This is a genomic window from Streptomyces sp. NPDC037301, from assembly GCF_055602785.1.
In genome coordinates this window covers 66,896-80,050 of record NZ_JBVJWD010000029.1, presented here as the reverse complement: position 1 = coordinate 80,050, position 13,155 = coordinate 66,896, and the positions used below count along the sequence as shown (strand labels likewise).

Annotated in this window: 6 protein-coding genes; all 6 read left to right on the top strand. The window is 67.9% G+C overall.

Annotated features, from left to right (window positions below; all coding sequences use genetic code 11):
- Nucleotides 1-32 precede the first annotated feature (32 nt).
- Nucleotides 33-1,253, top strand: a complete 1,221-nt coding sequence (locus ACZ7IB_RS33680; protein WP_470917778.1) for an IS4 family transposase — start codon at nucleotides 33-35, stop codon at nucleotides 1,251-1,253.
- 1,015 nt (nucleotides 1,254-2,268) lie between these two features.
- A complete protein-coding gene (locus ACZ7IB_RS33675) occupies nucleotides 2,269-4,389 on the top strand; it encodes a hypothetical protein (RefSeq protein ID WP_470917776.1) in 2,121 nt (706 codons plus the stop codon).
- A 528-nt stretch (nucleotides 4,390-4,917) separates the two neighbouring features.
- The gene (locus ACZ7IB_RS33670) at nucleotides 4,918-5,232 is read left to right on the top strand and encodes a trypco2 family protein (protein ID WP_470917774.1); all 315 of its coding nucleotides are present in this window, start codon (nucleotides 4,918-4,920) and stop codon (nucleotides 5,230-5,232) included.
- 1 nt (nucleotide 5,233) lies between these two features.
- Nucleotides 5,234-7,396 (top strand): VMAP-C domain-containing protein, encoded by a 2,163-nt coding sequence (locus ACZ7IB_RS33665; RefSeq protein WP_470917772.1) that lies wholly within the window; start codon nucleotides 5,234-5,236, stop codon nucleotides 7,394-7,396.
- Nucleotides 7,393-8,415: an AAA family ATPase gene (locus ACZ7IB_RS33660; RefSeq protein ID WP_470917770.1), complete on the top strand. Its 1,023-nt coding sequence runs from the start codon at nucleotides 7,393-7,395 to the stop codon at nucleotides 8,413-8,415. The genes ACZ7IB_RS33665 and ACZ7IB_RS33660 overlap by 4 nt, the downstream gene beginning before the upstream one ends.
- A gap of 76 nt (nucleotides 8,416-8,491) precedes the next feature.
- The gene (locus tag ACZ7IB_RS33655; RefSeq protein ID WP_470917813.1) at nucleotides 8,492-12,901 is read left to right on the top strand and encodes a NaeI family type II restriction endonuclease; all 4,410 of its coding nucleotides are present in this window, start codon (nucleotides 8,492-8,494) and stop codon (nucleotides 12,899-12,901) included.
- The last annotated feature ends 254 nt before the right edge of the window (nucleotides 12,902-13,155 follow it).

Genomic DNA, 13,155 nt, shown 5'->3' with positions numbered 1-13,155 from the left:
TGACTTTGATAGTGCTGGCTCGTTGAGTTGGTGTGCCAAGGCCCGGACAGTTGAAGGTAGTTGAGGGCGATCGGTTTTCGGATCGCATCGCCCTTGGAGTGCTCACGCGTGCGTTTCCGCCGGAGTTGGTGGATGAGGTGGTGGCGGAGTGTGGACGCACCGAGGAACGTCAGCGTCTGCTTCCCGCTCGGGTGGTGATGTATTTCGTGCTGGCGATGTGCCTGTTCTCGGGGCAGGGGTATGAGGAGGTCGGACGGCTCCTCACCCAGGGCCTGGAACGCGAACGCCGCTGGTCGAAGACGTGGCGGGTGCCCACCAGCGGGGCGATTGGACGGGCCCGGTTGCGGCTGGGGGCGGAACCGATGAAGGCGTTGTTCGCCAGGGTCTGTCGGCCCGTGGCGCTCCCGGCGACGACGGGAGCGTGGTTTCGGGGTCTGCGGTTGGTGTCGGTGGACGGGACGACCTTCGACCTTCCCGATACACAGGCCAACGCCGCCTTTTTCGGACGGCCGGGAACGGGGCGTGGCCAGGGCAGGAGCGCGTATCCGCAGGCCAGGGCCGTGGCCCTGGTCGAGTGCGGCACCCACGCCGTGTTCGCCGCCGACGTCGCGCCACTGGCGGTGCATGAGACGGCCCTGGCCCGCCGTCTGTTCCCCTCGCTGACCAGAGGAATGCTGCTCCTGGCGGATCGGGGCTTCCTCGGCTTCGATCTGTGGCGGGCCGCCGCGTCGACCGGCGCGGACCTGTTGTGGCGGGTCCGGAGCAACGCGGTCCTGCCCGTGGTGGCCGCGCTGCCCGATGGCTCGTATCTGTCGGAGATCGTTGCCGCCCGGGACAAGAACCGGCGGGCCGACCCGGCACAGGTTCGCGTCATCGAATACGCCTTGGACCCAGGTGGGGAGGGCGCCGTTTACCGGCTGGTCACCACACTCCTGGACCCGGCCACCGCACCGGCCATGGAGCTCGCTGCGCTCTACGCCGAGCGCTGGGAGATCGAGACGACCTTCGACGAGATCAAGATCCACCTGGGCGGACCCGGATTCGTCCTGCGCTCCCAGTATCCGGTCGGGGCCGAGCAGGAGATCTTCGGGTTCCTCCTGGTGCACCACGCCCTGCGCGACCTCATGCACCAGGTCGCCCGGCAGGAGAGGGAGGATCCGGACCGGATGTCCTTCACCCGCACCTTGCGCGTTGTCCGCCGGCAGACCACCAGCCAGGCGGGATTCTCCCCTCCCGGCTCACCCGGGCACTGAAGCAGACCCTGCGTGAAATCACCGAACGCCTCCTGGAACCACGGCGGTTACGGTCCAACCCGCGAGTGATCAAACGCAAAATGTCCAACTGGGCACTCAAACGCACCGAACACAACAACCCACCTCGCCCGGCCACCCCCGCCGTCACCCTCGTCGAACCCACCAAAACATCCCCAAACCCACGAATTAAGCACTAAAGCACCGGTATTGGGTCTAGGCGAGGAGCCTTCGTGATAGGGCAGGCGCTTAGAAGGCGCCTGCTCTGTCTCGGTGGCGGCAGTCGAGGGCCGCGTTCGCCAGGTGTAGGAGGAGCTTGGCAGTCGGTGAGCCGACGACGTGGTGGAGTTCCGCTTCAACGTTGAGTTTTCGCCGCCCCTTTCTGCTCTCTTTGGGGACGGGCCTGGCAGGTCTCCTGTGCGTGACTTGCTGCTGTGATCAGAAACGTCCCCCGCATACGGGCGGAGACTGGGCGCTCTCGGTCGGCTCGAACGTGCCGCCAAGTGCTCGGAAGCCGCCTGTTGCATTCGTCACTTGGGTAGCCCGGTCGGCGGCTATGCGTGGCGGCCATAACACGGGATCGCCGGTTGGCCAAACCGGCGCTACTCCTGATCATTGTCTGCGTTCGTTGACGGACATTGCGATCTCCTTGTCTGCGCCAGGCGACGTCTGCCTGCGTGCGCGCGGAAGGGGGGAAAGCGCCTCGTCGGTCGGGGGGACCAGACCTGGGGACCAGTGCATGGTGCACGCATTGGCCTCGCAGTGTCGGTGTTGATGAAGAGCATGCAAGTGATGAAACGGCGTCCTTCAAAGATTGGACGAGGCGCTGTTCTGGTGCCTGGAAGGGGTAGCGGTGTTGCGGGATTCGAGTTGTCGAGAAGCAGAGTCGGGGGGACTTGTGGGTATCGAGCTGTCGTTGGCTGATGTTCCGCTCGGGCCGTTCGAGGGCTCGTTGGTCACCGTGTATTCGGCCAGGAGCAAGGCGGCCAATCTGCACGTGTCAAGGCAGTGTGGACAGTTGCGCACGCCCGAGGTGAGGACCGCCGACGTGCCGCTGGAGACGGCGATGTTGCGGCGGTTGTGCTCGCGATGCGCGGCATGGGGTGTCTGGGGCCGGCCGGGTACCGGACTGGGCATGTTCCTCGGGGCTCTCGGCGGAACGGGGCTGTTGTACCAGTTGCAGTCCTACGTGGAGCCGGACGAGGACGAACGCTGGACCGACCGCGAGGCACGGGAAGCCGCCGAACTCCTTCGCACTGAACAGGATGTCGACCCCGATGATGACGAGGAGGAGGTGGAAGGCGGCATATCGCGGCGGGAGGCACGTGAGGATGCAGAGGAGCTGCGCGGTCTGATTTTTGCCCACTGGCGCGGCGCGGGACGGAGCCTGCATCGGGCACAGGCCGTCGTTGCTCACTTTCCCTGGCTGGAGGAGTGGGCGAAGCCGTCACTGGCGGTCAAGACGCTGTATCTGGAGACGCTTCGGGCGCAGGCGGCGCGGTTTGTAGACCCGGAGGAGCTTGTCGTGGCTGCTGCCGCAACGGCTCTCCCCATGCCCGAGCTTCCGCACGCGGATCCGGCTTTCGCGGTGCTCGGCGGCAACAGCCGGGTGTCCAGGGCACTGGTGGACCTGTGGCACCGGTGGCAGAGCGCGGCCGGGCGGCCCTGGGAAGGGCCGGGGACGCGTGCGTACCTGTCGTACGAGATCGTGCGAGGCATTCGCAGCAATCGGAAGGGTTACGACGAGGCCCGAGCCGAGGCAGCGCGCCTGATTGCCTCCTGGGAGGAACAGGCCCAGGAGGCAGCGACGCTGGCCGACCGGGCACCGAGATGCCGGCTGACGGCGCAGATGCCGGAAGCATCCGAAGCCATGCTACGTCATGGTGTGCGGGATTTCCTGGACGGGCTGGATACGTGGACGCTCGGTGTGCTGCTCACGTGGACAGTTGATGCCGACTGGGGTAACGGCGTCCTCACCCTGGAAGTGCCTGATCTCGTCGCCGAACGGCTGCTGAGCCCGGTGAGCAGCCTTCCGTGCAGTCCAGCTGCCGCGGCGCCGGATCTGCCCGAACGTGACGGCGGTCCGGGAAGGCGGCAGGGCATCGTTCGGCCGGGTGTCTTCGATGACACCCCGGTCTTCGACCGGCGCCCGGTCGCCCTCGATCACCTCCGTGCGCTGCGCACACTTGGGCCCGGTACCGACGAGCTCTACCTTGTCTTCTCGGCGAGCGGGGGAGCGGAAGTACTGCCTCTGGACACTATCGAGAAGCGGCTGGCCAAGGGGTGGCTGGGCGTCCTCATCGCAGGGGCCCGTGACCTGCCCGGAAGCGTGCTTGGCCCGGAGGAGCCGGAACGCAGTCCCGAGCTGGAGGCGCGTGAGGCTCAGCTGCCCGGTCGCGGCCAGGGCGTCCACGATCCGGATTTCGGCGAAGGACTGGGTCTTGCCGAGGGCACACGCCGGAGCCTTCGCCAGACGTATGCCACCGAAGACCGGAACCTGAATCTTCGCCTGCTGGCCCTGGCACGCGGCGCGCACGACCTGCGAAGCCTGGACGCCGGACAGCCTGGCGGGCTACCCGTGGCCGTATGGCACGGCCTGCTCACCGAGGACCGCCTCAGCCTCGCGCCTTTTCGGCAGCCCGGCAGCGACCGGTGGCGAAGCGGCAGCGGCCTCCCTTTGGGGTCCTTGGCCGCAGTCCAGCTCTACACCACCAACGCAAGCTCTCTGATCGAGGGCAAGGGACACTCGCCGCTGTGCCGACACGCCCACGAACGCGCTGTCGTGGCCGGCGACGACCTCCTCACGGTCGCCGACCTCATGGCGCGCACCGACTTCGACTGGTGCAGCAAGTGCGGCGGCTACGCCTTGCGCAGGCTCAGCGATACCCAACTGTCCTACTACCGTGCGGCTCACCGACTGCACGACATCAAAAGGCGACTCGATCGCGGCACCGGAATTCCCGACACCGAACCCTCCGAGGTGATCGCTCGCCTGGACGAACTGGCGGCCTGGCAGTCGGTAGAGGACGCAGAGTGGTGCAGCAGTGATTCCTGGCAATGGCAGGACACCATCCGAGAGCTCAGGCGCAGGGCCACGAGAACTCACGCCGTGACCGGCCCTGGCGAACCGGCCTCCTGACCAGGCAGCGGCCCTTGGGCGTGCGCCACGCTGCCCCGTCGACGTTGAGGCGAGCCTCTCCACTCAACAAGCAAGAGAGCATCGCGACATTGCCTTGGGGACCAGCAATGGGGACCAGTGCTCGGTGCACGGATCTGCCTCGCAGCGTCGGCTGCGGTGAAGAGCAGGGAAAGGAAGCAACGTTGCCTCAGGGCCGAATGCACAGAGGGCGGTCAATACAATGTGGTGCGCGAGACGGCGTGCTGCTCGACGGACCCCTCGCTGAGTACCTCCGGGGCAGCGCCTCAGAGTGAACGTCCAGGTCGTTACAGACCGTCGGCACTGTGAGGTCCGCCTGGATCTCCTCGGGTGGAAGGCGCGCAACCTCTTCTCCTGGTCGGTGGACTTCTTCTCGGGCGGTGGTATGCGGTGGACGGCTCCTTCCACAAGCCATTGTCCATGACCGAGGTTTGAAGCGTCTCGCGAGCGTTGTACCGTACTCGCGACCTAGTGTTTTTCTGAGTGTCTTGAACCGGGGGCGGGGCGAGGGTGTCGACTATCGGTCTGGCCGCAGCCATCGAGGAGCTGCGCCAAGAGCTGTACGAGGCTCAGCGGTTTGGCGCCAACCAACAGTTCGCCTTCGGTGTCGAAGAGGCGGAGCTGGAGCTGCAGCTCGAACTGCGCAGGTCCGCCAAGGGAGACGGCAAGCTCGCTTTCGGCGTGGTTGCTATCGGCGCGGGGGGTGAGCAATCCACCGTCCGTACCCACAAGCTGGTGTTGAGGCTGTCGGTCAAGGACCGGGCCCTCGGAGGCGCGCGCCCTGAGATCGGCGACGATGAGTTCGGATCGCTGGACGAGGAGTGACATGGATCCGCGCAGACTGGCGCTGATCCGCAGCGGGGACACAGGCGAGGGGCGCCTCACCGTCGGCTCCGGCTATCTGATCGCTCCGCGGCTTGTGCTGACCGCCCGCCACGTGTTGGAGGACCGCGACACGGGAATGCTGTGGCCGGTCATCACCGTGCGCGTAGGCCACCATCTCGACGGCGAGACGACGCGCGTGGACGCGGAACTGCTCTGGGCCCACCCGGACGGACTGGACGTCGCGCTGCTGCGCATTGACCGTGAGATCGATCCGCCCGGCTCCGTCCGTTGGGGCTGCCCAGCAGGCACCGCGCCACTGCCGTACGAGGGTCTTGGCTATCCATGGGCCGCCAAAGGGGAGACCAGGGCGCCGGAGCACCTGCGCGGTGTCCTACCGGTCCTCTCCGGAGGTAAGGACCGTTACGTCCTCGACCAGGGACCGGCCCCCACCGCCCGTACCGACGGCGGGAACGCCTGGGGCGGGGCCTCAGGGGCGGCGATCTTCTGCGGCGGTCATCTCGTCGGCGTCGTGACCGAGGAGGACCACGCCTACGGAGCCCGTCGGCTGATTGCCCTGCCCGTGTCCTCCTTCTCTGGAGACGGCAGCTTTGCGTCCCATGTCGAGGAGCAAACCGGTCGGTCTCCCGAGCTGAGTGCGATCGGCGCGACCCTGCCCGAGGCCAGGCCCGTCGCCGAGCGCACGCCCGCTGAGCGTGAACTGGAGAAGCTGCTCGCACTGTTGTTCTCGTATCCCGGCGTCCGTGTCGATCACGCCCGGGCCCTGGCGCGCGAACTGGGCTACGAGGCCGAGGGCTATGAGCCCACTGCTGCCGACCTCGTTGCGCTTCTCATGGCGCATCCCCGGGCGCTCGCGTCGCTCGGCGAAGCCCTCGGGAGCAGTGTGCAGGGGACGGCCCGCGCCGCTCTGACTCATCTGTTCTCGTGGGCCAGGGCACTCGACTGCGGGTTGCTGCTCTCCTTGAACGAGTACGACGCCCTGATCGGCCTGCTGCGCCAGGTCTGCGAGAAGCAGCCGGCGCTGCTGCCCCGAACAGCCGGTGAGGCGCTGAGGTACGTCGTACTTCCGGAGATCCTCACCCGTCCGCAGCTCGGCGAGGACGATGTCTTCGGCGTGGTCGAGGGCTTGGAGGATCTGTCCGACGGTGTGAGCGGCCCCGAGGGCGCCCCGCCGGTGCCGGCGCTACTGCGGCTCGTCGAGTACGTGGCGGCGGCCATGGGCGACGGACTGGGCGACGACCTGCGCGCGTGGTCAGGGAAGACCGCCCGGCGGCTCGGTATCCACGCCGGGGCCCTGGGTGAGCGGCGTGCGGACGCCGCCCAGTGGGCGAAGCGGGCAGCGTCGCCGGTGTCGCGGGTCGTGATGGAGTTGGCACACGACCCCGCCGCAGGGGGCGACCGGTACCGGGTCCGAATTCTGCTTGTCCGCGACGACGGTTCGTACCGCGTCCTGAAGGAGGCGGAGTCAGAGCCCAAGACCCCGCGAGAGGCGGCAAGCAGCCTGAGCGAAGCAGTCTTCGCCGTGACCCAGGAGCCGGGGCAAGGCGACCATGCGCCGTGGGTGACCGTCGTGGTCGACCGGGCGGGGCTCGACTTGGCAGTCGACGAATGGGAGCCCGGAGCGCTCGACAACATCCTTCCCGCGTGGCCGATCGGAGGGGACTACCGCGTTTCCCTGAGCTGCCCGGAACTCAGTGACCAGAGGCCGCAACGCGAAGGTGATCAGGTACGCCGGTGGAAGAACGGACGCGCGTCAGTGCTCGTCACCAGCCAGACGTCCGGCGACGCCAGGCAGCTCGTGAATCTGCTGAAGACCAAGCATCGTGATACCGCGCGGGTGGTCCTCCACGGCCCTGCCAACGAGCGCCGGTCCTGGTTGCTGACATGTCTCGTCCTGGGCGTCCCGGTTGTGCTGTGGGACCGTGAGGCCACCGGCTACGAGGACGCAGGCAGACTGGAGGGCCTGGCTCCCGCTGGCGATCTGGAGGGACTTCCCGAGCGGGTCCGGGTCTTCCGGAGCGACTCGGCGGCTTGCCCGGCGGAGCGGCGGGCACGGCCCTCCCTCGTGTGGGAACCGGAAGGCTGTCTCCCACGGACTGAGTCGCTTCAACTGAGAGACCCCTGGAGAGGATCGCACGCGTCATGACCACCTCAGAGCCCCTGGCTGGTACAAGCCCTCGGCTTTCATCCTCCAACGGCGAAGGCGATGACTGGTGGCTGTTCCGCGGAGACGGGGAACGCCGTGAGGCGCCGTTCCCCGCTGCACCCCCGTGGCGCCGTTTCGACCGTCAGGAGACCTTGACCGGTGACAGGGTTCCGGATCCGCGGCCGTACCTCATCGACCCCGACGAGGTGGAGGTGGTGAACGCGGCACTCCACCTGCGCCGGCCCCTCCTGGTGACCGGGCAGCCTGGCACGGGCAAGTCCTCGCTGGCCCACGCCATCGCTCACGAACTCGTGCTCGGCCGCGTCCTGCAGTGGCCGGTGAACAGCCGCTCAACTCTTCAGGACGCCCTTTACCACTACGATGCCGTCGGCCGGCTGCGCGAGGCGACCCTACGGCGGGACGGGGACGGGGACGGGGACGGCACGGAACCGGACATCGGCCAGTACATCCGGCTCGGCCCTCTGGGCAATGCGCTTGTGCCCCGGGAGCGCCCCCGCGTGCTGCTCATCGATGAGCTGGACAAGGGTGACGTCGACCTGCCCAACGATTTGCTGACCGTTTTCGAGGAGGGTGAGTTCGCTATCTCCGAACTCACGCGGCTGCCGGCGAGCCACGTACCGGTACACGTTCGGACCGATGACCTGGATGAGACCACCCCGGTCACGCGCGGCCGCGTCCGCTGCAGTGAGTTCCCGGTCGTAGTCATCACCAGCAACGGCGAACGGGAATTCCCGCCCGCCTTCTTGCGGCGCTGCGTCCGCCTCGATCTCCCCGAGCCCAACGAGCGACGGCTTCGGGAGATTGTCGCCGCGCACCTCGGTCCCGACGCCCTGGACGACACCGACGACCTACTGCGGGAGTTCCTCGAACGCCGTGCCGAGGGCGAACTGGCCACCGATCAGCTGCTCAACGCCGTTTTTCTCCGCAAGGGTGGTGTGAACCTCGACGCGGCTTCCCTTCTCCAAGGCGTCCTGCACCGTCTCGGCGGGGCCGTGTGACGCCGTGATCTCGCGCGTGACGAAGGTTCTGGCCGAGAGCGGGGTGGAGCTCTCCCACGAGGAACTCCTCGACGCCATGTGGCTCGCCGGGAAACTGCCTCGAGACTCCAGGCCCCTGGCGCGCTCCGCTGGCGTGGCCGCTGCGACCTCGGAGCGGCACGGAGAGTCACACCACGATGGGCCGATGGTGCCGGCGGCCGAGACCGCGGAGCCCGCACCAGAGCCGACCGCTGCGGAGCCCACGAAGAAGCGATCCGCGCGCCCGCTGCTGGCCTCGGCGCAGCCCAATCTCGACGAAGACGCGCAGGCGCCCGCGGGCCTGTCGCCGGCGGTCGCAGTCCGCACCCCGGACAGCAGTACCCTCGGTGCCGGGCAGCTCCGGCTCGGCAAGTCCCTCCGGCCGCTGCGGCAGCGCTTCCCCGATCGGCGCCAGCAGGAACTCGACCTCACACGGACCGTCGCTGCCATCGCTGACACGGGCGTGCCCGAGACCGTCACGCGTGCGGTGCGCACCCGTTGGCTGTCCCTGGCCCTCGTAGTTGACGACGGCGTCTCCATGGTCCTCTGGCAGCGGCTCGCCGCTGATGTCCGGGCGCTGATGGAACGTGCCGGGGCCTTCCGAGACGTGCGCGTGTACGGACTTGATACGCGCAATGGCACCCCGTCCCTGCGGACCAGCCCGTACCGCTATCGCGGTCGGCTCTTGACGCCGGGGGCCCTGTGCGACCCGACCGGCAACACCCTCGTGCTGGTCGTCAGCGACGGTGTGGGCGAAGCCTGGCGGGACGGTGGGATGCGCCAGGTGATGGACCACTGGGGACGTTGCGGTCCCACCGCGATCATCCAGGCACTGCCTTCCCGACTCTGGGCGAGCACCGGCATCGGCGCACGGCGCTGGCAGGTCACCACCCATCGCCGCGGCGGCCCCACCCGCGCCTGGCACGTCACCGACCCGGACCTGCCGCCGCACCTCGTCCGCTTCGACTCCGTACCCGTCCCCGTTCTCGCGCCGACCCCTGCGGCCGTCGCCGACTGGGCGTGGCTCGTCGCCTCGCCCGGCGGCACAGCGCTCCTCCCGCTCTGGGACGCCAGCCGTCTCGATTCCAACCGGACCGTGGCCGACGCCCGGGACGGCGACGCCGACGAAGCGGTACTCCGATTCAGGGAGGCTGCGTCCGCCGACGCGTATCGGCTCGCGGTCCATATGGCGGCCGTCGTCCCCGCCACACCGCCCGTGATGCGCCTGGTGCAGGCCGCCCTCGGGCCACCGACAGACATCGGCCACCTCATGGAGGTGTTCCTGGGGGGCTTGATGCACGAGCTCGACGCCGAGGGGGCGGATCGTCTGCCGCACCACCGGCGATTCGACTTCACGGACGACGCCCGGCAGGTTCTCCTCAGCGCCGTCTCCCCGAGGGAACTGCTGCGCACCGCCGAGGCCGTGACGCGACGCATTGAGGCCGCCGTCGGCCGCGCCCCGGTCTTCCCGGCATGGGTCGGGCACCCGAACGGCCCGGCCGCCATCGACGACACCGGGCGCTCCTTCGGCTGGCTTCGCGAGCAGGTGCTAACGCGGCTCGGCATCCCGTCCGCCGGTTCCGAGCCGGTGGCGCTCGGGCCGGAACGGCGCCGTGTCCCCGGGGGCGAGACCGGGGGTTCCGCCGGGTCCCGGGACTCAGCTGCCGGGACTGACGAGGCGTACGAAGACGTCCCCGGTGAAACCCTGCCAGCCGGCTGGATAGAGCTCTTGCCGGAGGACCCGGTACAGCTCGGTCGGTTCCGGCTCCGTGCACGCAGTGCCCACGGTTGGCCCCACCTGACGATGTACCTGGCCGAGGACGAGGACGGCACCGTTGCCATGGTCCGAGCGCCGGTCATGCTGTATACCCGCGACCCGGGAACCGCGCTGGACCTCGTCCGGACGGAAGCCGAGTGCCTGACGCGCATGCAGGGCACGCTTGTCCCCGCACTCCTCGGCGCGGCGGCGAACACCGCAGGGGAGCTGCCGTGGGTCGCGACGAGTTGCGTCCACCGCCGCGCAGACGCGCCGTCCTCACCGCCCGCACCAAACTTGCGCGCCGTCCTCGACGAACACAGGGGGACGGTCCCAGAGGAGCTGTTCCTGCGAATCGGACTGGGCCTGACGGAAACAGTTGCCCTTGCCCACTCCCGGGGGCTGGTGCACGGCTCGCTCTCCCCCCGGTCCGTTCTCGTGACCGACCGCGACGTCCGGCTCGTCGGCTGGGCGACGGCGACAGTCGACGGAGTCGACAGCGCTCACCGCGACGTGCTGCCCCTCAGTGACACCTACCTGGAGGCGGACGACGAAGGGCAGTCGCTCACGCCGCAGAGCGATATGTATGCGGTCGGGGCGCTGCTGCTGGCCCTTCTCTCGGGACGGTGGAGCGATCCGACGGTCGACATCTCGGAAAATGACCCACTGACCAACTCCGGGATCAGCTCGGTGCTCCTGCGGTCCCTTTGGCGTTGTATGGAATACGATCCCACCCGCAGACCCTCCGCCGGCGATCTGGCCGAGGCGTTCGCCCTTGGCTCCGGAGGACCGGCGGCCGACCGGGCGCCCGCACAGGAGTTCCCCATCGCGGTGCCGAGCGAGAACACCGCGGGGGTAGGCCGACCGCACGGGGATCCCTTGGCCGTGGTTTCCGAGGAGCCCGCACAGAAGCCGAGCCGTGATCCGGGCATCCCCGCCGACAAGTCGGGAATGGTGGTCGAGGGACGCTACCGGCTGACCCGGCAGCGGTACGTCGGAACGACGTCAACCACTTGGCGGGCGACGGATGAGCTACATGGCCGGGAGGTCGCTCTCAAGCTCTTCGACACACCGAGGGCAGGCACGGGGCCCGGAGAAGAGGACTTCCTCGCCGATGCGGAGCGTCTGGCCGCACTCGACATTCAGGGAGCGGTGCGGGTCAGCGGCTACGGGTTACACGATGGTCGTCCGTACCTTGTGACGGATGCTGTCGACGGCGAGGACTTGGGGCAACTGCTGAACCTTGCACCTGGCACTCTTCCCCTGGAAAAGATCAGAGAAATCGGCGGCCAGATCGCGGGGATGCTCGCCGATCTCCATCGGAACGGGCTGCTTCACCTAGACCTCAGCCCCTCAGCCGTAATGTTGCGCCGTGACGGTCGGGTACTTGTGACCGATCCCGGTCTGTGCGTCCGCCGCCTGCCGCGCGTTGACCCAGGTCGGTACATACGAGCCACCCCCGATCCCTTCGGGCTTCTGCCTCCCTACCGCTCGTACGAGGAGCTCTCCGATAACGTCGCCATCGACCACCGAAGCGACCTGTACTCACTGGGCTGTCTGCTATACGCCATGGCCACCGGCGCTCCGCCCGCCGTGGCCGCGCTCACCCCACGCGAAGCAGAGGTCCATCGACGCTCGCATCCCCAACCGGAACTGCCCTCTGGCTTCCCTCCCGAGCTCGAAGCGCTAGTCACGGACCTTCTAGCGATCAACCCCGAGGATCGGCTGGCCAACGCGGCCGAGGTGCTGGAAAGGCTCACCAGTGCGGGTGCAGACGATGAGGAGCTCATCGCGACCTACCGTGCAGTGCGGGATTTGGACCCGGACGGTACACGTATGGGGCGGGTCCTGCGGGATGCCATCGATGAGGTGTTAAACGGCGAGGTTACGGGTCGTTACGACTTGAAGCATCTGACCAAGGCAGAGCGGGCGCACCTCGGGAGCCTGGTCAACATTGCGATCCAGCGGGAGTTTGTCTTCGTGGACGGTCATGCGATGGACTTCAGCATCGTCGGCGTCGATGCTGACTGCCGTTTCAGCCTCACGTTCGGCGGCTGGACGTTCCATCACGGGACGCTGGGTCACATCTGCCTTCTGGTCTGGGCTGACGATCACCTGAGCCGGTGGAGTGTCGGCCTGCTGCGCGTCAAAGAGGAGTGGCTCAACACTGCGCGCAACCGGGACCTGAGAGCCACGCTCAAAGCCGGGCACCGCGACAAGATCCTCTGGCTCTGGCGCGACGCCGAGCTCTCGGAGAACATCCTGCTGCACATGCCCGACACCGACCTCGAGGCGGTCTTCGGGAATAGGTCCGGTCAGGGTCGACTCAACGAACTGTTCCGGCGCGCCCAGGGACGCCGAATCGGACGCAATGCGGTCCGCACCGTGGTGCAGCAGAAGGACTACATGAAGCGCGTCCGCGGGAATGGCGGATCCCGCTCACTACTTCGGGACGAAGGAATCATCATCATGGGCGACTACGATGCACACCGGCACATCGCCCTTCAGCTCGGCCTTCCCGTCCCTCGAGAAGGAGAGTTCGTCAGCGCGCGGGTCGTACCGGCTCTGCCTGGGATCGGCAAGCCTCTCGCGGAGATGGACGGCCGACTGTGGTCTGTGGCCTCTCCGGAAGACCCTGTGCACCGTGCGCCGGAGCTTCCTTCACATTCGGCAGCAAGCAGTGATCATTTTGACGGGCCCCGCTGGAGGTGATGTCGGCCTTGTTGCCCCACCGCCGTGCAGCCAGGAGTACCCGTCCTGGGGGCGCAGTGCAGTCGTCGCGAGTTCCACGCTGCTGCCGAGGACGATGCTGGTCGTGAGTGATGCCGACGAGCACGAACGACGGGTGCGCGACCTGCGGGGACCGCGACACGCATCGTGCATGGCTCGATCCGTCCGGAACCTATTGGTCTACGGCAGGCATATACCCACGCTGTCACCACCGTCCTGGGGACCATTTGGGGACC

What these genes read in the sequence shown, in the direction of transcription:
- ACZ7IB_RS33665 (WP_470917772.1), top strand. Translation starts at nt 5,234, where the DNA reads ATGGATCCGCGCAGACTGGCGCTGATCCGCAGCGGGGACACAGGCGAG.
- ACZ7IB_RS33660 (WP_470917770.1), top strand. Translation starts at nt 7,393, where the DNA reads ATGACCACCTCAGAGCCCCTGGCTGGTACAAGCCCTCGGCTTTCATCC.
- ACZ7IB_RS33655 (WP_470917813.1), top strand. Translation starts at nt 8,492, where the DNA reads ATGTGGCTCGCCGGGAAACTGCCTCGAGACTCCAGGCCCCTGGCGCGC.